Consider the following 20,230-nt stretch of genomic DNA (forward strand, 5'->3'; position numbering starts at 1 on the left):
TCTTGTTTCAGGGCAGAACGGACTCCTTGGCCGCATAGACTTTTTCGGTGACATCCTTCTGCGGTCGCCACCACTGCTCGTTGTCGCGGTACCAGTCGACGGTCGCTTTCAATCCAGCGCGGAAGTCGACATAGGTTGGCGTCCAACCCAATTCGGTGCGAAGCTTGGTCGAGTCGATGGCGTAGCGCAGATCGTGGCCGGGGCGGTCGGTGACGAAGTCGAAGGCGTCGGGTGCATTTCCGGTTTCTTCGAGGATCGCTTCGAGGACGGTCCGGTTGTTCGCTTCGCCGTCGGCTCCGATGAGGTAGGTCTCGCCGATGCGGCCGCGCTCGATGATGGCCCAGACGGCACTGTTGTGATCATCGACGTGAATCCAGTCGCGTACGTTCTGGCCAGCGCCGTAGAGCTTGGGCCGGGAGCCGCTGAGGATGTTGGTGATCTGACGCGGGATGAACTTCTCCACGTGTTGGTACGGGCCGTAGTTGTTGGAGCAGTTGGAGATGGTGGAGCGCACTCCGAACGATCGGGTCCACGCACGCACCAGCAGATCGCTGGAGGCTTTGGTGGAGGAGTACGGGCTCGACGGGTTGTACGGGGTCGATTCGGTGAATCTGGCCGGGTCGTCGAGTTCGAGATCGCCGTAGACCTCGTCGGTGGAGATGTGGTGGTAGCGCACGTCGTGTTCGCGGACCGCGTTGAGCAAGGTGGTGGTGCCGATGACGTTGGTGTGCACAAACGGCCACGGGTCGGAAAGCGAGTTGTCGTTGTGGGATTCGGCGGCGAAGTGAACCACCAGATCGGTCTCGCGTACGAGTCGGTCGACGAGATCTGCGTCGGCGATATCGCCGTGCACGAACTCGATGCGCTCGGCCACCGGGTCGAGGGAGGCCTTGTTGCCGGCATAGGTGAGTTTGTCGAGCACGGTCACCTGGGCGTCGGGGCGCTGCGCGAGGGTCTGGTGAACGAAGTTCGCGCCGATGAACCCGGCCCCACCCGTGACGAGAATTCTCATGAACAGGCACTTTACCGGGGGAAGCTCGACGCGGCTGGTCGCGCAGTTTCCCTACGGACTCGGATTGGACCGCTCGACAGTGCGTCCCGCGAAGGCCGCAAGGCGCTCGTACGCATTGGCCCCGACCGGTGCGGGTTGCTCCGGATAGAAGGCACCAACCCGTCGCTCGTCGGTCAAGTTGGCGGACATGAACGCCATCCCCTCCTCCGCCACAGCCTGATCGAAATCATCGGTGTCGCGTCCGAGCGCGGTGGCGAGATCCCACGCATGTACCGACAGCTCGGCAGCGACCATGCCGAGCGGAAGCGGCGATCCGCCATCTATCACCGCCAGCAGCTCATCGGTCCTCTCGGTCCACAGCGGCATCGGGTCGTCGACCGATTGCGGAGTGGTAGACCAGTCGATCTCCTCGCCGCGGGCCATCGTCACCAACTGCCCCGCCGTGTGCACCAGGTGGTCCGTCAGGCCGGCTACGGTCCACTCGTCGCACGGCGTCGCCGCCGCGCGAGCATCACCGGTGGCAGAGGCGAGGAGCGTGGTGACCTGGCTGATACCAGTATCGATGTGAGTGCGGCTCGTCACGATCGTTGTCCTCGATTTCTGTGGGGCGCGGAGTATGCAGCGAGCCTAGAACTCCTACTCCCGTCACGCCGCGCAAATCACGCAGGTACAACCGAGCGGGCGGTGTCAGGGTCTGGAAGACTTCGCGGTCATGCGGGGAATCATTCTGGCGGGCGGTACGGGTTCGCGGCTTCATCCGATCACGATGGGTGTCAGCAAGCAGCTGGTGCCGGTCTACGACAAACCGATGATCTACTACCCCCTCTCGACGCTCATCCTGGCCGGGATCCGCGAGATCCTGATCATCACCACCCCGCAGGACGCCGAGCAGTTCACGCGTCTGCTCGGTGACGGCTCCCAGTTCGGCATCGAGCTGACCTACAAGGTCCAGCACGAGCCGAACGGTCTCGCGCAGGCGTTCGTGCTGGGAGCCGAGCACATCGGCACCGATTCCGCTGCACTGGTGTTGGGCGACAACATCTTCTACGGCCCCGGACTGGGCACCCAACTGTCCCGCTTCGAGACCATCGACGGCGGAGCCGTCTTCGCCTACGAAGTCTCCGACCCCACCGCCTACGGCGTCATCGAATTCGACGACGACCGTCGAGCAATCTCGTTGGAAGAAAAGCCGACTGTCCCGAAATCGAACTACGCCGTCCCCGGCCTGTACTTCTACGACAACGACGTCATCGCCATCGCCCGCGACCTCGAGCCGTCCGCCCGTGGTGAGTACGAGATCACCGACGTCAACCGGCACTACCTCGACGCCGGACGCCTGCACGTCGAAGTACTGCCCCGCGGCACGGCCTGGCTCGACACCGGCACCTTCGACTCCCTGCTCGACGCCTCCAACTACGTGCGCACCATCGAACAACGCCAAGGCCTGAAAATCGGATCACCCGAAGAAGTCGCGTGGCGACGCGGGTTCATCTCCGACGACGAACTGCGCGTGCGCGCGGAAACGCTCGTCAAGTCCGGGTACGGCCGCTACCTGCTGGACCTGATCGCCCGAGGGAACCGATGACCTTCCGAGAACTGAACATCGCCGGTGCCTACGAATACACCCCACGCCAGTTCGGCGACGACCGCGGGGTGTTCTTCGAATGGTTCAAAGCCTCCGCCTTCGAAGAGCAGACCGGCCGAGCGCTCGAGTTGAAGCAGGCGAACTGCTCGGTCTCCGCCGCCGGCGTCCTGCGCGGGATCCACTTCACCACCAACCCGCCCGGGCAAGCCAAATACGTCACCTGCGCCCGCGGAGCGTTCCTCGATGTGATCGTCGACCTACGCGTGGGATCCCCGACGTTCGGGCAATGGGACAGCGTGCTGATCGACGACATCGACCGCAAAGCGGTGTTCCTCTCCGAAGGACTCGGCCACGCCATCCTCTCGCTCGAAGACAACTCCACCGTCATGTACCTGTGCAGCCTCGAATACACCCCGGCCCTCGACCGCGACATCAACCCACTCGACCCCGCCCTGGCCATCGACTGGCCCACCACCGCACGCGACGGCAGCCCCCTGACCTACGAACTGTCCGACAAGGACAAAGCCGCCCCCACCCTCGCCCAAGCCCGAGACAACGGCGCCCTCCCGTCGTGAGCCTTTTGCGTACCTCTGGGTACGCAAAAGGCGCACGACGGGAGCTAGCGAATCTTGAAGATCACCAGGCGCTGAACCACGAAGTTGATGACCGTCGCCGTGCCCTGTGCCACGACGAAGGCAACGTTGGCGTACCAGAAGCCATCAGGAAGCACCTGGTAGAGCCCGGTATAGATGCCCACCTGGACCGCGAACGTGACTGCGTACAGTGCCACGACCGCGAAGAACCTGGCCCGAGACGGGGCAGCATTGAATGTCCAACGCCGGTTGATCAAATAGGCAGTGGTGGTACCGAGGACGAAGCCGATGGCCTTCGCGAGCGTCACGCCGACGCCGAACACGAAGTGCAGGATCAGGTTGACGCCTTGGTCGACGATCGCCGACAGCACACCCGTCGCCAGGAAACGCAGCACCTGCGTCTTGAGATCGAGGGACGCGTCGGCGATGTTCTCGGTCAGCGGCAGCTCGACGGGTAGCGGGACGTGATGCTGCAGCTCTTCGTCCTCGGGCGACCAGTCGTCGCCCGTCGAGCCTTCTTCTGCGGAGCGGTCGGGAGTGGACACGAGGACTGACACTAGCCGCTGCACCGATGCGGGTACCCTCTTGAGCGATGTCCACGACAGCCGACGACGCACTCTTCCCCCTGGAACCACAGGCCGGGAACACTGCGCCGCTACCCACGCAGACCCGCACACTCACCGGTTGGGGCCGAACTGCGCCCTCCACCGGAGAGGTGCTCTCGACCTCCGACCCCGAGCTCATCGCCAGCGCGGTCAAGCAGGTCGCCGAGCAGAACGACTCCAAGCCGGCCTACCTGCGACGCGGCGTCATCGCCCGCGGACTTGGCCGTTCGTACGGTGACAATGCGCAGAACTCCGGCGGCCTCGTCATCGACATGAATGCTCTGAACGGCATTCACAGCATCGACGCGTCGACGCGCATCGTCGATGTCGACGGCGGCGTGAGTCTCGATCAGCTGATGCGTGCCGCGCTGCCGTTCGGCCTGTGGGTACCGGTGCTGCCGGGTACCCGCCAGGTCACCATCGGCGGGGCCATCGGCACGGACATCCACGGTAAGAACCATCACAGCGCAGGCAGCTTCGGAAACCATGTGCGCTCGATGGAGCTGCTCACCGCAGACGGTCAGATTCGCCGCCTGACGCCCTCGGGCAAGAACGCCAAGCTCTTCTGGGCGACGGTCGGCGGCAACGGCCTGACCGGCATCATCCTGCGCGCGACCATCGAGATGACGCCGACGGAAACGGCGTACTTCATCGCCGACGGTGACGTCACCAGCACCCTCGACGAAACCATCGCCCTGCACAGCGATGGCAGCGAGAACAACTACGACTACTCGAGTGCCTGGTTCGATGCGGTCGCGCCGCCGCCCAAGCTCGGCCGAGCGGCCGTGTCGCGCGGATCGTTGGCTCGCCTCGACCAGCTCCCGGAGAAGCTGCAGAAGGATCCGCTGCGCTTCAACGCGAAGCCACTCGTGACGTTCCCGGACATTTTCCCGAACGGTCTCGCGAACAAGTACACGTTCTCTGCGGTCGGCGAAGTCTGGTATCGCAAGTCGGGTAACTACCGCAACAAGGTGCAGAACCTCACGGCGTTCTACCACCCTCTCGACATGTTCAGCGAGTGGAACCGCGCGTATGGCTCCAAGGGATTCCTGCAGTACCAATTCGTTGTGCCGCCGGAGGCTGTCGATGAGTTCAAGAAGATCATCGTCGACATCCAGAGGTCGGGCCACTACTCGTTCCTCAACGTGTTCAAACTTTTCGGGCCCGGAAACAAAGCGCCACTGAGCTTCCCGATCCCGGGCTGGAACATCTGCGTCGACTTCCCGATCAAGCCGGGCCTGAACGAGTTCGTCCGCGAACTCGACAAGCGGGTGCTCGAATTCGGTGGCCGTCTCTACACCGCGAAAGACTCGCGCACCGACGCCGAAACGTTCCACTCGATGTATCCGAGAATCGACGAATGGATCAAGGTCCGTCGATCCGTTGACCCCACAGGCGTTTTCGCCTCCGATATGGCAAGAAGGTTGGAACTGCTGTGACGATAGATGCCGTCGGTAACCCCCAGACGATTCTGGTTCTGGGTGGCACCAGCGAGATCGGTCTCGCGATCACCGAGGAGTACCTGTCGAGCTCTCCGGCACGTGTCATCCTCGCCGCGCTTCCGAATGATCCGCTGAGGGAGGCCTCCGTCGCCCAGCTGACCGCCAAGGGTGCCAAGTCCGTCGAGGTCATCGACTTCGACGCGCTCGACACGGCCTCGCACCCGAAGGTGATCGACGCAGCCTGGGCCAACGGTGACGTCGACGTCGCGATCGTTGCGTTCGCCGTCGACTTCGATGCCGAGCAGCTCTGGCAGGACCAGCGCAAGGCCGTCCTCGCCGCGAACATCAACTACACCGCCTCCGTCTCGGTCGGCGTACTGCTGGGCGAGAAGATGAAGGCGCAGGCCTACGGGCGCATCATCGTCATGTCCTCGGTGGCAGGCGAGCGGGTCCGCCGTTCCAACTTCGTCTACGGCTCCACCAAGGCCGGACTCGACGGGTTCTACCTCGGGCTCGGAGAAGCATTGCGCGAGTTCGGACCTCGGGTCACAGTCGTTCGCCCAGGCATGGTGCGCACCAAGTTCAGCGCGCACGTCAAGGAGGCCCCGATGACGGTCGACAAAGAGGTCATCGCGAAGCTCGCGGTGAACGCGTCGCGGAAGGGCACGCCGCTGATCTGGACTCCGGCACCGTGGCGTCTGGTGATGATGGTGCTGCGGCACGTTCCGCGGCCGATCTTCCGCAAGCTGCCCATCTAACTGCATGAGTGTCGGGGTTGCGCCGGTGCGCAGAACTGCTGCTGCCGTCGGAGAAACAGTTGCCGGAATCATCGTCGCAGTCGTGGTGGCGACGGTCGGGTTGTACGCCTTCTCACTCGTGCAGTGGCCGGCGTTCAACTCCTCCAATGTCACGCGGGCGCTGACGACGCTCGGGCAGGTGGTCGCGGCGGCACTGTTCGCCACGTCGATCTATCTGTACCGAATACACAAGTGGCCGTGGATCGCTCGACTGTCCGCGTGGATCGGACTGTCCGGTTTCGTCACCGTCACTCTCGGGATGCCCTTGGCGGCAACCAAGCTCTATCTTTTCGGCATCTCCGTCGATCAGGAGTTTCGTACCGAATACCTGACGCGACTGACCGATTCCGCGGCACTGCGCGATATGACGTACGTCGATATCCCGCCTTTCTACCCGGCTGGTTGGTTCTGGCTGGGTGGCCGTGTCGGCAACGTGTTGGGCATGGACGGCTGGGAAGTGTTCAAGCCGTACGCAATCGGACTTCTCGCCGTCACATCGGTGGTTGCATTCGTATTGTGGAAGGCCCTGATTCGTAGCGACTGGGCCGTCGCCGTCAGTGCTGTGACCACCGCCCTGGTGGTCGCCTACGCCTCCCCCGAGGCCTACAGCGCCGTCATCGTGCTGCTGTTCGCCCCGGCACTGATTCTCGCCTGGGGTGCGCTGCACCGCACCGCATCGGGCGGGTGGGGCGCGGTGGTCGGCACCGGGCTATTCCTCGGCCTTGCCGCGACGTTCTACACCCTCTACCTCGGTCTGGCCGCGTTCACCGTGGTGCTCATGGCCTTGTTCGCCGCAGTGCTCGCCTATCGCCAGCGGAAGACCTGGCGGGCGGTGGTTCCCGTCGCAATCAAGGTCGCTGCGATCGCTGCCATCTCCGGCGTCATCGCCGCCACGGTGTGGTTGCCGTACCTGATCGATTTCCTGCGCGGCGCGCCGTCCACGTCGGGCACCGCCCTGCACTACCTGCCCGAAGCCGGTGCGACACTCCCCTTCCCGATGTTCGAGTTCTCCCTGCTCGGCATGGTCTGCCTCGTCGGAACGATCTGGGTCGCGGTGCGCTTCTCGTCCTCACGCCGCGCTCGAGCACTCGGTGTCGGCGTCGTCTCGGTCTACCTGTGGACGCTGCTGTCCATGGCTGCCACCGCGGCAGGAACCACCCTGCTGTCGTTCCGTCTGGAAGCGGTGCTGATCGTATTACTGGGCAGTGCAGGAGTTTTCGGATTCCTCGAAGGCGCGTACGCGATCTACCAGGCGATCAACGAGCCACCCAAGTTCCGGATCGCGGCCGTGGTCGTGGCGACCATCGGCGCGATGGCGTTCGCGCAGAACATTCCGCAGGTGCTGCAGACCGAGATCACCGTCGCGTATTCCGATACCGACGGCGACGGCGTCCGCGCCGATATGCGCCCGCCGAGCGCGGTCTCCTACTACCAGGAGGTGGACGACGCCCTGACCGAGCAGACCGGTCGGCCGCGCGACGAGACCGTCGTCCTGACCGCCGACACCTCGTTCCTGAGCTACTACCCGTATTTCGGATTCCAAGGACTGACCTCGCACTACGCCAATCCGTTGGCCCAGTTCGATCAGCGAGCAGAGGCCATCGAGCAGTGGACCGAGCTCGAGACCCCCGACCAGCTGATCGATGCACTGGACAACAGTCGGTGGCGCGCGCCGGACGCATTCCTGTTCCGCCGCGGTGCCGATGGCTACACCCTGCGCCTGGCCGAGGACGTCTACCCCAACGACCCGAACGTGCGGCGCTACACCGTCACCTTCGACGAGTCACTGTTCGAGGATCCGCGCTTCACCGTCACCGATATCGGGCCGTTCGCGCTGGTGGTGCGCACGGGGTGACGGGCTGGGCCAGCGCGCCCGGTAACGCATGTTTGCAGAGCTATTCGAGCACCTGCGCGAACCGATCGGTCAGAGACAGAAGCCGCGCGTCGTCGCCGACGAGTCCGTCGAATTCGATTCCGATCGGCAGCCCGGCCTCGGACGTGCCTGCAGGCAGTGAGATTCCCGGTGTACCCAACACTCCTGCCAAGTTCGCATAGGTCGTATACAGGGGGAAGGGCGCGACGTGCTCGCCGTTCAGCTCCACCGTGTTGTCGTGTCCAATGGGCCGGGCCACGACCGGCGACGTGGGGAAACAGAGTGCCGTGACATCAGCGTCAGTGAGCTTGGCGGCGTAACTGAGTTTGATCTGCTTCAACTCGTCCAGCACAGCGTCGTAGTCGGTCCGATCGACCGGGTTGTCCCACACCGCTGACCACACTGCACGCACGTCGGGACTTCCGATGCCTGCGCCCAGGCTCTCCATGTCGATGGGATCCCCGGAATCTGCGAGGTAGCGCGCCACTGCGATGGGAAATTCGTACAGTGCGATTGGTAGTCCGATCCGGTTTGCCGTCTCGAACTCCGCCGCCAGATCCAGTTCGACGACGGTAGCGCCTGCAGCGCTCAGCGCATCCAATGTTGCTGTGTAGGTGAGGAACACGTCGGGGTCGAGATCTTGGACGCAGATGTGTGCTGGTCGTCCGATACGTACGTCCCGGAGGTCGCCGGCCGGATTGGAATCATGTGCGATCGGGCGGTGTGCGAGTACGGAATCCACTGCCCGTACGTCGTTCACTGTTTGTGCGATCACGCCGACTGTGTCCCGCGTCCAGGAGATGGGCACCAGACCCGCAGCAGAGTAACGGCCGAGGGTCGGACGGTAGCCGACTACACCGCACAGGGCCGCAGGCAGTCGCGACGAGCCCCCGGTATCGGCTGCCAGAGCACAGGGCACCAGTCCTGCTGCGACGGCGGCGGCACTGCCCCCGCTGCTGCCGCCGGCGATCTTCGACTGATCGTGTGGATTGCGCACCGGGCCGAAAACGCCGTTGTTCGAGGTGATTCCGAAGGACAGTTCGTGCAGGTTGGCCTTTCCGGCCATGATGGCGCCACCCGCGTTCAGAGCCTCGATCACGGGGGCGTCGCTGATCGGTATGTGATTGCGCAACGCCGAGGTACCACCAGTGGTGCGGACTCCGGCAGTGTCGATGATGTCCTTGGCGACATACGGCACTCCCGACAGCTCAGGGCGCGTGCCCACCTCCAGCCGATCGATCCGATCGGCGGCCGCGAGCACCGCATCCGAATCAACTGTGATCAGGCAGTTCAGATCTGCTGACGCCTCGGCCACCGACAGAAACCGTTCGGCGTGAGAGGTAGCTGTTGTCCGGCCTGCCCGAACGTCGTCCGCGATCCGACGAACAGAGCCTGGGCCACCGTCGACGATGCCAGGCAGTTGATTGAGAGTCATACAGGCAGTGTGGCGCGCAGCGTCCTTGCCCGCATCAGCGAATTTGTTGATTTTCTGCCTTCCGAACAGCTGCGATCAGACCCATCCGCGAAGACACGTGGAGCTTGCCGAAGACGTGGGAAAGGTGGGTCCGCACCGTGGCGTAGGAGATGCCGAACTGTTCGGAGATTTCGGCATCGTCGAGGCCCCGGAGAACTGCGACAGTGATCTGACGTTCGCGCGGAGTCAGAACCGTACCGATCACCGCAGGCAGTTCAGCTGTGGATTCGGGCCGTACCGACAGTTGGGTGCACAACGACTTTCCGATGATTTCCAGCAATGCCCGTTCGGTGCGACCGAACGGACCGCGGCTCTTGGTACGCCAGATCCGCAGGTCACCAACCTGCTTCCCACCGGCATAGCCGAAAAAATTGAGGCCGTAGTACAGCCCGTCCACGGCGAGGAAGTCGTTGTAGAACTCGGTGTTGATCAGTTCTCTACGTGGTAGAACCTCGTGGACATCCTTCGCATGCTGCTGGTATCGAGCCATCGCCGGAGTCAGCGGGTCGTGGAACTGATAGTACTGCTCGTAGCGCAGCAGATTCGCTGGGTCCATCCCTTTGGACACGCCCGAATCATAAGCTCCCACAGCGTAATCCCAGACATAGGATGCAAAGTACTCGGCACCGAGTAAATCCATCAGCGCCGTCCCCACCCGATCCCGCAACTCACCGGACGGCAACTGCGCCTGCAAAGCCTCGGCAATATCGCCGAACAACGCACCTTGAACCCGATCGAAGTGCATGTCAACACTTTCCGTCCAGTGAAAACAATTGGTCAACGCCGGTCCGCGAACGCGCATCCCAGGCCACAGGTACCTCGCCTCGCTACCACAGCCTATCCACGGGCTCGATCACCAGCCACTCTTTCGGCGACGCTGTCGGCACCGGCGAACGACCGACCGCGTGCCCTCTCGGGCAGAACGCGATCAGCAGGCAAAACTCCAGATCTGCCGGTGTGACTCGAGTCCTAGACGTTTTCACCCACCGTGATCCTTCTGTAACCTCGACGCGATGACCACCCACGACCAGAGCGTTCTCGAGCGGCAGCCGACCACGGCACCCTCGCGTCACTCGGGCGTCGGGCGTGGTGACGTCGTGGCGGCCGTCGGATTTCTGATCGCCGCCGTGTACGTCCTGCAGGGTCAATGGCGCAATCTGAGCGGCGGCTACCTCTACAACAGTGGCCAGGACCAGACGATGTGGGAATGGTTCTTCTCCGTAGCTGCCCACGCCGTCGCGCATCTGGACAATCCGCTGTGGAGCGACCTGCAGAATTACCCGCTCGGGGTGAATCTGATGGCGAACACGGCGATGTTCGGAATTTCGATCCCGCTGGCCCCCATCACTCTGCTCTTCGGACCGACCGTCACCTGGGCCATCGCCCTCACCGCGGGCCTGGCCGGTACCGCATTCGCCTGGTACTGGCTGTTCTCCCGTCAGCTCAACGCATCCAAGGGTGCCGCGGCCATGGGCGGCGCATTGTGCGGCTTTGCGCCCGGAGCGATATCGCACGCCAACGGCCACCCCAACTTCGTGGTGCTGTTCCTGCTTCCGGTCATCGTGATGCTGGTCACCCGCATCGCACGCGGCGGCGGGACCACCAAGAACACCGTCGGACTCGGGTTGATCGTCGCGCTGCAGATTCTGCTCGGCGAAGAACCGCTGCTGATCTTCGCGATGTCGTTCGCCATCTTCACCGTCGTCTATTACCTGTCCCGGCCGCGTTCGCTGTGGCCGGCCGTTCGCAACACCGCACCCCGGCTCGCGGTGTCCGCCGGTATCGCGCTGACGCTCGTGGCATTTCCGCTGTGGTGGCAGTTCTTCGGCCCGCAGTCGTACTCGTTCCTCGAACACGGCCCCATGGGCAACGACGCGAAAGCCCTCGTCCAATTCCCGACGCAATCCATCGGTGGCGTCACCTCACCCGGGCAGGACGTCCGCATCAACGCCACCGAGGAGAACGCCTACTTCGGCTGGCCACTGCTGGTGCTGTGCCTGATCGCAGCCGTATGGATGTGGCGCGTCGCCTGCGCCCGCGCCGCCGCCGCCACAGCCGTCGTCATGAGCGTGCTCTCGCTGGGGTCGACACTGGTCATCGGGACGAACGACACCGGCATCACGTTGCCCTGGGCCGAACTCGCCGACTACCCCCTCGTCGAGTCCGTCCTCGAGACCCGCTTCGCATTGGGCGCGGTACCCGCCCTGGCACTGCTGCTCGTGCTGGCCACCGATCGGACGTTCCGCAACGGACTCCGTCCACTGCCCGCGTTCTGGATCGCCGGACTCGCCCTCGCACTCGTTCCCCTGATCCCGACGCCGTTGGTCGCGGTCGACAAATCTCCGACCCCCCAGTTCTTCTCCGACGGCGACTGGAAGAACTACGTCGACGGCGGCTCCGTGGTCACCGTGCCACTCCCGCGGCCCGAGGACGCTCGCCCACTGCGCTGGCAGATGGACGCAGGCATGGACTTCAAGCTCGCCGCCGGATACTTCGTCGGGCCGAGCGACAAAGAAAACAAAGTGGCCAAATACGGTGCCGTCGACCGGCCAACGGCACTGCTGTTGGGCTCGGTCTACAACGATGGCACCGTCCCGGAGATCACGGACGAGCAACGCGCGCAGGCACTCGACGATCTGCGGTTCTGGGAGGCAGACGTCGTAGTCCTCCCCACCAGCAATCGGACCGTGGTGCTGCGCACCACCGTCAGCACACTGCTCGGCCTCGAGCCTGTCTACACCGGGGGCGTATGGGTGTGGGATGTGCGGACGCTCGTCCAATAGCATGGCCCGCGTGCCTGCCTCCCCTGATCCACACGCCGCTGCGCATGGAAGGGATCACGGGAAGATCCGGTTGATCGCGATCGTCACCGGAATCCTCGGCGCAGTCCTGGCCATCGCCACTCCACTGCTGCCGGTCCAACAGGACCTCGCCACCCTGTCGTGGCCGCAGAGCACCTTCGGCAGCGTCGACGCCCCACTGGTCAGCTACTCGCCGCTCGATATCGAGGCGAGCATTCCGTGCAACGCCGTCTCCGAGCTCGACGGGGACGGCACGGTGGTCTCCACAGCACCGACAGAGGCTGCGAAGTCCGAACAGAAGGCGCTGATCGTGCGGGTGGACGACGGCCGGCTGCAGGTGCTGCTGCGCGACCGTGTTCTCGGCGAGGCCCCGGTCGGCGACCTGAGCGATGGCTGCGCGTTGACCATCTCCTCCAACGCCACTCGGACGGTCGTCGACCTCGACGGTGCCGAGAACACCGTCGACGCAGACATCCGGCCCCAGGTCGTCGGCATCTTCACCGATCTCACTGCCCCGGTGGACGGCCTGAGCGTGCGCGTCGACATCGATTCCCGCTATTCCTCGACTCCGACGGCGTTCAAGCTGCTGGCCATGGTCCTCGGGGCGCTCGCCGTCCTCGCGTCTCTGTTCGCCCTGCATCGAATCGATGGCCTGGACGGTCGACGCCACCGCCGCTTCCTGCCCTCGCGCTGGAAATCGATCACGGGCGTCGACGCCGTCGTGGTAGGCGTACTGGTGCTGTGGCACTTCATCGGCGCGAACACCTCCGACGACGGCTACCTGCTCAACATGGCCCGCGTCTCCGAACACGCCGGCTACATGGCCAACTACTTCCGCTGGTTCGGCGTCCCGGAAGCGCCGTTCGGCATGCCGTACTACGACATGCTCGCCGCCCTGGCCAAGATCAGCACCGCCAGCATCTGGATGCGTCTGCCCGCCACCATCGCGGCACTGCTGTGCTGGCTCGTCATCAGCCGTGAGGTGATCCCCCGCCTCGGCCGCGCAGTACTGACCAACCGGGTCGCGCTCTGGACCGCAGGGCTGGTGTTCCTCGCGTTCTGGCTGCCCTACGACAACGGCCTTCGCCCCGAACCGGTCATCGCACTCGGTGCACTGCTGACGTGGTGCTCGATCGAACGCGCGATCGCCACCGGACGCCTGTTGCCCGCTGCGGTCGGCACCCTGATCGCTGCGTTCTCCCTCGCCGCCGGGCCGACCGGGCTGATCGCCGTCGCCGCGTTGCTCGCAGGACTGCGGCCGATTCTGATGATCGTGATCAAGCGAGCGCGGGCGGTCGGTCTGGCCGCAGTTCTCGCACCGCTGATCGCGTCGGGACTGGCGGTGCTGATCGCGATCTTCGCCGACCAGACTCTCAGCAGTGTGCTCGAGGCGACACGGGTGCGCTCGGTCATCGGACCGAACGTGCCGTGGTTCGAGGAACGCGTGCGCTGGGACGCCCTGATGACCATCTCGCCCGACGGCTCGCTCGCCCGACGATTCGGCATGTTCGCAATGCTGCTGTGCATCGTCGTGTGCATCGCGGTGATGCTGCGCAAGAACGGACGCATCCCCGGCACGGCCACCGGGCCATCGCGTCGCATTCTCGGAATCATCCTCGGCGCACTGGCTTTGATGATGTTCACACCGACGAAGTGGACCCATCACTTCGGGGTGTACGCCGGCCTCGCAGCGTCGCTCGCCGCACTGGCCGCAGTGGCCGTGACCGCCGCCACCGTGCGATCCCCGCGCAACAGAACTCTGTTGACCGCCGCCGTACTGTTCATGACGGCCGTGGCGTTCACCAGCTCCAACGGCTGGTGGTACGTGTCGAGCTACGGCATTCCGTGGTTCGACAAGCCCCCATCCATTGCCGGAAAAGGCTTTTCGACGATCCTGCTCGGCCTGACAGTGCTGACATTGCTCTACGCCGCCTATCAACATGTCCGAATGCCCTACCGCAGAGACGAACCCGCCACGAGTCGACGCTTTGCCCCGTCCGCACTGACCATCGTCGCCGGCGGTGTCGTCGCCTTCGAAGTGCTGTCCTTCGTCAAAGGTGCAGTAGCGCAATATCCCGCGTACTCGATCGCCCGCTCGAACTTCTCGGCGCTCGTGGGCAACTCCTGCGGACTCGCCGGTGACGTGCAGGTGGAAACCGATGTCAACGGCTCGGTACTGCAACCGATCGACCCCGGTGCCGACGCACTCGGAGCAGGCGGAAACACCGGCTTCACCCCCGACGGCGTCGCCCGAGACCTCACCGCAGACTCCGAGGACACCGCCCAGGGCAGCGCCAACTCCATCCGCCCCGCAGACTCCGAACAGAGCGCATCGAACACCTCGTCCAACTCCGCGGGCACCTCGGGCGGCACCAGCGAGAACGTCGGAATCAACGGCAGCACAGTCGCTCTGCCGTTCGGACTCGATCCCGCCACCACCCCCGTGCTGGGCAGCTTCGGTGCCACCGAGCCTGCATCGTTGACCTCCGGCTGGTACGCACTGCCCGAGGACGGCGACCTCATCGCCATCGCCGCCGCCGGCCGCATCCGATCGGTGGACAAGGACGGCGTCGTCACCCCGGGCCAACGCGTCGAACTGGAATACGGACGCCGCGACGGTGACGACGTGCTCACACTCGGCCGCGTCACCCCGCTCGATATCGGGCCGTCTCCGTCGTGGCGGAACCTGCGGGTCCCGATGAGCGATCTGCCGACCGATGCCGACGTCGTCCGCATCGTCGCCGAGGACAACGACCTGTCCGGTGACCAGTGGCTCGCCGTCACCCCGCCGCGCGTGCCGAAGACGCAGACGTTGAACTCACTCGTCGGATCGAGCGATCCGGTGTTGCTCGACTGGGCCGTCGGGCTGGCGTTTCCCTGCCAGCGCCCGTTCGATCACCTCGACGGCGTCGCAGAAGTACCGAAGTACCGCATCCTGCCCGACCGCACCGGTGCAGAATCCACCAACGCGTGGCAGGACTCGTTCGGTGGCGGCCCGCTCGGCTGGACCGAACTGCTCCTCGAGGCGCAGACCCTGCCGTCGTACCTCGCCGACGACTACGCCCGCGACTGGGGTTCGATCGAGAGATACACGCCACTCGACCCGTCCGCACGGCCGGCCGACATCACCGTCGAGCAGCAGTCTCGGTCCGGATTGGCCAGCGAAGGACCCATGAAAACCGACTGATTACCTGTTTTTGGAACGGTTACGGGGACGATGCCTGTGTGACCTCTTCGTGACGCTCGCATAACATCGTCTCTCGTGCCCGACGTCGCGACAGATTCATCAGCTGGCCCCCCGGTCCCCGCTCCACTGCGAGCCTCGGACGAACTTCGTGCTCAGGTACGAATCCCCCGGCTGATCGCAATGGTGGCCGGAGTGCTCGGCGTGCTGTTCGCGCTGATCACTCCGTTCGCGCCCGTCACCCAGACCACCGCCACCATCGCATGGCCGCAGAACGGCCTTGTGGAGGACGTGGACGCCCCGCTGGTCTCCCAGGCACCCCTGAGCCTGAGCGCCACCCTGCCGTGCTCTGCAGTCGCAGCACTGCCCGCGTCGGGCGGGCTACTGCTGGCGACCGCGCCTCCGCAGGGTGAAGGCGCCGCACTGAACAGTATGTTCGTTCGCGTCGGCGAACAGAACGTCGACGTACTCGACCGCAACGTCGTCGTCGCGTCGGCACCGCGCGCAGACGTCGAGAGCACCCGCTGCGCGTCCATCGAGATCACCTCGAACGACCAATTCACCTCCGCAGCCTTCACCGGCCTGACCGGCGACGACGGCCGCCCCATCGACGGCAGGCTCGACGGCGATCTGCGTCCCCAGGTCGTCGGGATCTTCAGCGACCTCAGCGGCGCGGCCCCGGCCGACATGTCGGTCACCATCGACGTCGACTCCCGCTTCTCGTCGACGCCGACGCTGCTCAAATCGATGATCATGATCCTCGCGATCGCCTGCACCCTGTTGGCCATCGCCGCGCTCGGACGACTCGACGGCACCGACCGCCGCGCCCACCGCCGGTTCTTCCCCTCGCACTGGTGGAAGTTCACCGGTGTCGACGTCACCGTCCTCGGCGTACTGGTCGGATGGCACTTCGTCGGTGCCAACACCTCCGACGACGGCTATCTGCTCACGATGGCCCGCGCCGCAGACCACTCCGGTTACATGGCCAACTACTTCCGCTGGTTCGGTGTACCCGAGGCACCGTTCGGCTGGTACTACGACGTGCTCGCCGTGTTCGCCAAGATCTCGACCGCCAGCCCGTGGATGCGCCTGCCCGCTCTCATCGCCGGCGTCCTGTGCTGGATGGTGATCAGCCGCGAGGTCGTGCCGCGTCTCGGCCGCGCCGTCCGCAAGTCCAACGTTGCCCTGTGGACCGGCGGCCTGGTGTTCCTCGCGTTCTGGCTGCCCTACAACAACGGGCTGCGTCCCGAACCGATCGTCGCCCTCGGCGCACTGCTCACCTGGTGCTCGGTGGAGCGCTCGATCGCCACCGGCCGACTGCTCCCCGCGGCCGCCGCATGTCTCATCGGAGCCTTCACCCTCGCGGCCGCACCCACCGGATTGATGTGCGTGGCCGCACTTCTCGCCGGCGCACGCCCCATCGCACGCATCGTCGTCCGACGCCACCGCCAGGTGGGCACCCTCGCGCTGCTGGCACCGCTGGCCGCGGCAGGTGTGCTCGTCCTCGTCGTGGTGTTCGCAGACCAGACCTACGCGACGGTCATCGAGTCCACCCGAGTACGCACCATCATCGGCCCCAACGAGGCCTGGTACCAAGACTTCCTGCGCTACTACTACCTCTTCGTCCAGACCGTCGACGGGTCCGTCGCGCGCCGCTTCGCGTTCCTGACGATGATCCTGTGCCTGTTCACGACGCTGTTCGTGCTACTTCGTCGCCGACGTATCCCCGGGATCGCGAACGGGCCGGCCTGGCGTCTGATCGGTGTCGTCCTGGGCACCATCTTCTTCATGATGTTCAACCCCACCAAGTGGACGCATCACTTCGGCTCCTACGCCGGTATCGCCGGTGGACTGGCCGCACTCACAGCCGTCGCAGTCTCGGCGACCGCCCTGCGCTCGCGGCGCAACCGCTCACTGTTCGCAGCGGGCCTGATGTTCGTTCTGGCGCTGTCGTTCTCGGGCATCAACGGCTACTGGTACGTCTCGAGCTACGGCGTACCGTGGTTCGACAAGACCGTGTCTCTGAACGGCCATCAATCGGGCACCCTGTTCCTCATCCTGTTCGGACTGGTCCTGGCAGTGGCAGCATTCCAGTATCTGCGTGAGGGATACGCTCCGCCACAACCGAAACCGTCGTCGACGCGCGGTCGACGGATCCGCACATTCGCTGCGGCACCGCTGACCGTCATCGCCGGAATCATGGTGCTGTTCGAGGTCCTCTCCCTCGTCAAGGGAGCCGTATCCCAGTACCCTGCCTACTCACTCGCACGCTCGAATGTGCAGTCGCTCTTCGGCGATTCGTGCGGACTCGCCAACGATGTCCTCGTCGAATCGAACCCCAACGCCGACATGCTCAGTCCACTGCCCGGCGACTTCGACTCCGTCGCAGGCCCCCTCGGCGGATCGAGTTCTACCCTGCGCAACTTCACCGCCAACGGCGTTCCCAGCGACCTGAGCGCCGACGCCGTGGAAGTCAAACCAGGACAAGGCAACACCGACCAACAGTCCGTCGGACCCGCTTTCGAAGAGGGCCAGAGCTCGGGCACCGCAGGCGGTACCGGTGCCGTGGGCGTCAACGGCTCCACTGCAGCCCTGCCCTTCGGACTCGACCCAGCGACCACACCGGTACTCGGCTCGTACCAGGAAGGCGTCCAGGAGCCGGCAACAGCCACCTCCAGTTGGTATGGGCTCCCTGCCCGTAGCGACGACGCACCCCTGGTCGTCTTCTCGGCGGCCGGACGCATCTGGTCCTACGACGACACCGGCGCCCTCACCTACGGCCAGTCGCTACTACTCGAATACGGAAAACGTCAGCCCGACGGCACCGTCCAGTCCGAGGGCACCTACCTACCCCGCGATATCGGACCTGCACCCTCGTGGCGCAACCTCCGAATCCCGTTGTCGGACATCTCACCCGACGCCGATGCCGTCCGCATCGTCGCCAACGATCCGAACCTCACCGGCGACCAGTGGCTCGCCTTCACGCCGCCGCGAGTACCCGTGCTGGAAAGCCTCAACACCCTGATCGGCAGCGAACAACCCGTCCTGCTCGACTGGGCCGTCGGACTGCAGTTCCCCTGCCAGCGACCCTTCGATCACCGATACGGCATCGCCGAGGTACCCGGATACCGCATCCTCCCGGACCGTCCACTGGCCGTCAGCTCCACCGACACATGGCAATCCGGCGAGAACGGCGGCCCGCTGGGCTGGTCCGAACTGCTCGCCAAGCCCGTGGCCATCCCCACCTACCTGGACAACGACTGGGGCAGAGACTGGGGATCACTCGAACGCTACGAGCAGTACTACCCCGACGCAGTTCCGGCCGACGTGAAGACCGCTGACGTCACCCGATCGGGTTGGTACGAAGACGGACAATTGCGAGTATTCGAGAACTAGGCTCGCCCTCCTCCGCGTCGCCCCCTCGCCCGCCCGCTCCGCTCCGCTCCGCGTCAATGGACCCTTGCACACGTCTCGACCGTGCAAGGGTCCATCCACGTTTCGGCCTGGAGTGGGTCAATGGACCGCTGCATACGTCTGAGCGCGTCAATGGTTCATTCACCTGTCCGGGGGCCGAGCACGCGGACTCCATCGGCGGGCCCTTAGCATCCGAGTCCGACAGCGTCGTCCACCCTGAGGCTGGCGACAGCCGTCCCGTCCACAGAGTGGTCGTTCATCCACAGACAGCCTGCGACCGCGCCCCAACGCGACGAACGTGTCGGTGCCGAATTCCACTCTTCGGGCATGAAGAGACGACTGTGGAACGCAGATTCATTGTTCGACCTGAGCTCGACCGGCGTCGTGACGCGCCGGCAACTTCGCGAGGCGGGCGTGAGTGACGCAGCGATCGATGGCAGGTGCGCGCCCGGCGGTCCGTGGCAGCGATTGCTGCCGGGTGTCGTGCTGCTGCGCAACGGTCATCCGTCGACACTCGAGCGGTCGGCCGCAGCGCTCGCGTACGGCGGACCGACGAGCATGATCACCGGCTGCGTCGGACTCGATTCGTTCGGATACGGGACCAACGGATCCGCCGGGGAGGTTCATTTGCTGCTGCCCGCGGAGATGCGTCGGGCATCGGTGTCATTTGTCCGAGCAGAGCGAACGTGGCGGCTTCCCAAGCCGATAACCAAGGGCAGCATCCGAGTTGCTCCTCTGGTGCGTTCACTGGTCGACGCCACACGCGCCGCGAAATCAGAGGCACGATGCGTCGCCCTGTTGACCGAGGTGCTCCAGCGGGGCGGCGTGACCATCGATCACGTTGCCATCGAACTGGCCGAAGGCCCGCGTCGCTACAGCGCGCTCACCCGCCGAGTACTCCGCGAGTTGCGGGACGACGCGCACTCGGTGGCAGAACTCGAAGACCAACGACTGTACCGAACCAGCGGGCTGCCTGCGATGACACACAACTGCGACATCTACACCCGGAGCGGAGAGTTCATCGCCAACACCGACGGGTGGATCGACGACGTGGCACTGGCACGTGAAGTCGATTCCGTGACCCACCATCTGTCACCGGCCGACTACCAGCGGACACAAGCACGACGCAACCGAATGCAGGCCCACGGACTGATCGTCGTTTCCCATTCACCGCAAGATATCCGCGATCGGCCTACACAGGTGCTCAACGACTTACGGATGAACTACCAACACGCTCTCGCCAGACCTCGGCCGGATGTGGTGATGGTTCCGCGCGAATCGACTGGGTGAATGGACCATCGGACTGCACCGCTCCCCGGAAGTTGGACTGAGTAATTCAGTTCCGACTACCGGGGAGTTTTGTATGCGTGCACGAAGTTCACTTACCGAGGATCAGCGGGTCGCGGCGGTAGCGTTGTTCGAGGATGGTGTGGGTGCCGTCTCGGCTGCT

14 protein-coding genes are annotated in these 20,230 nt (G+C 64.7%); 9 read left to right on the forward strand and 5 right to left on the reverse strand.

Annotated features, from left to right (window positions below; genetic code table 11):
* Window positions 1-7: 7 nt before the first annotated feature.
* Window positions 8-1,012 carry a dTDP-glucose 4,6-dehydratase gene (gene rfbB, locus ACOQFP_RS07960; RefSeq protein WP_421583972.1) on the reverse strand — a complete coding sequence of 335 codons (1,005 nt, stop codon included), beginning with the start codon at window positions 1,010-1,012 and terminating at the stop codon, window positions 8-10.
* Between the two features lie 51 nt (window positions 1,013-1,063).
* Window positions 1,064-1,594 (reverse strand): maleylpyruvate isomerase N-terminal domain-containing protein, encoded by a 531-nt coding sequence (locus tag ACOQFP_RS07965; protein ID WP_421583973.1) that lies wholly within the window; start codon window positions 1,592-1,594, stop codon window positions 1,064-1,066.
* A gap of 130 nt (window positions 1,595-1,724) precedes the next feature.
* On the opposite strand from ACOQFP_RS07965, the gene rfbA reads away from it, so the two are divergent.
* Together rfbA and ACOQFP_RS07975 are read left to right on the forward strand one after the other, a co-directional pair.
* Window positions 1,725-2,597, forward strand: a complete 873-nt coding sequence (gene rfbA, locus ACOQFP_RS07970) for a glucose-1-phosphate thymidylyltransferase RfbA (protein WP_421583974.1) — start codon at window positions 1,725-1,727, stop codon at window positions 2,595-2,597.
* Window positions 2,594-3,172 (forward strand): dTDP-4-dehydrorhamnose 3,5-epimerase family protein, encoded by a 579-nt coding sequence (locus ACOQFP_RS07975; protein ID WP_421583975.1) that lies wholly within the window; start codon window positions 2,594-2,596, stop codon window positions 3,170-3,172. The genes rfbA and ACOQFP_RS07975 overlap by 4 nt, the downstream gene beginning before the upstream one ends.
* A gap of 44 nt (window positions 3,173-3,216) precedes the next feature.
* Here ACOQFP_RS07975 and ACOQFP_RS07980 read toward each other — a convergent pair whose 3' ends face one another.
* On the reverse strand, window positions 3,217-3,735 hold the full coding sequence (locus ACOQFP_RS07980) for a GtrA family protein (protein WP_421583976.1): 519 nt from the start codon (window positions 3,733-3,735) through the stop codon (window positions 3,217-3,219).
* A 47-nt stretch (window positions 3,736-3,782) separates the two neighbouring features.
* Between ACOQFP_RS07980 and ACOQFP_RS07985 the strand changes: the two genes are divergently transcribed.
* From ACOQFP_RS07985 to ACOQFP_RS07995, 3 genes are read left to right on the forward strand one after another with little or no spacing between them, the layout of a single operon-like run.
* A complete protein-coding gene (locus tag ACOQFP_RS07985) occupies window positions 3,783-5,234 on the forward strand; it encodes an FAD-binding oxidoreductase (RefSeq protein WP_241257138.1) in 1,452 nt (483 codons plus the stop codon).
* Window positions 5,231-5,995: a decaprenylphospho-beta-D-erythro-pentofuranosid-2-ulose 2-reductase gene (locus ACOQFP_RS07990; protein ID WP_206491192.1), complete on the forward strand. Its 765-nt coding sequence runs from the start codon at window positions 5,231-5,233 to the stop codon at window positions 5,993-5,995. The genes ACOQFP_RS07985 and ACOQFP_RS07990 overlap by 4 nt, the downstream gene beginning before the upstream one ends.
* Window positions 5,996-5,999: 4 nt before the next feature.
* The gene (locus ACOQFP_RS07995; protein WP_421583977.1) at window positions 6,000-7,889 is read left to right on the forward strand and encodes a galactan 5-O-arabinofuranosyltransferase; all 1,890 of its coding nucleotides are present in this window, start codon (window positions 6,000-6,002) and stop codon (window positions 7,887-7,889) included.
* 40 nt (window positions 7,890-7,929) lie between these two features.
* On the opposite strand, the gene ACOQFP_RS08000 is transcribed toward ACOQFP_RS07995, so the two are convergent.
* On the reverse strand, window positions 7,930-9,342 hold the full coding sequence (locus ACOQFP_RS08000; RefSeq protein WP_421583978.1) for an amidase family protein: 1,413 nt from the start codon (window positions 9,340-9,342) through the stop codon (window positions 7,930-7,932).
* 34 nt (window positions 9,343-9,376) lie between these two features.
* On the reverse strand, window positions 9,377-10,183 hold the full coding sequence (locus tag ACOQFP_RS08005) for a helix-turn-helix domain-containing protein (RefSeq protein ID WP_421583979.1): 807 nt from the start codon (window positions 10,181-10,183) through the stop codon (window positions 9,377-9,379).
* A 211-nt stretch (window positions 10,184-10,394) separates the two neighbouring features.
* On the opposite strand from ACOQFP_RS08005, the gene ACOQFP_RS08010 reads away from it, so the two are divergent.
* From ACOQFP_RS08010 to ACOQFP_RS08025, 4 genes are all read left to right on the forward strand, one after another.
* Window positions 10,395-12,164 (forward strand): glycosyl transferase, encoded by a 1,770-nt coding sequence (locus ACOQFP_RS08010; RefSeq protein ID WP_421583980.1) that lies wholly within the window; start codon window positions 10,395-10,397, stop codon window positions 12,162-12,164.
* Between the two features lies 1 nt (window position 12,165).
* Window positions 12,166-15,369, forward strand: a complete 3,204-nt coding sequence (locus ACOQFP_RS08015; RefSeq protein WP_421583981.1) for an arabinosyltransferase domain-containing protein — start codon at window positions 12,166-12,168, stop codon at window positions 15,367-15,369.
* Window positions 15,370-15,444: 75 nt separating this feature from the next.
* The gene (locus ACOQFP_RS08020; protein ID WP_421583982.1) at window positions 15,445-18,762 is read left to right on the forward strand and encodes an arabinosyltransferase domain-containing protein; all 3,318 of its coding nucleotides are present in this window, start codon (window positions 15,445-15,447) and stop codon (window positions 18,760-18,762) included.
* Between the two features lie 345 nt (window positions 18,763-19,107).
* Entirely contained in the window at window positions 19,108-20,070 is a 963-nt protein-coding gene (locus ACOQFP_RS08025; protein WP_421583983.1) for a hypothetical protein, read from the forward strand.
* Window positions 20,071-20,230: the final 160 nt, after the last annotated feature.

It is taken from the genome of Rhodococcus sp. MALMAid1271, from assembly GCF_049195265.1.
Classification (GTDB): Bacteria; Actinomycetota; Actinomycetes; order Mycobacteriales; family Mycobacteriaceae; genus Rhodococcoides.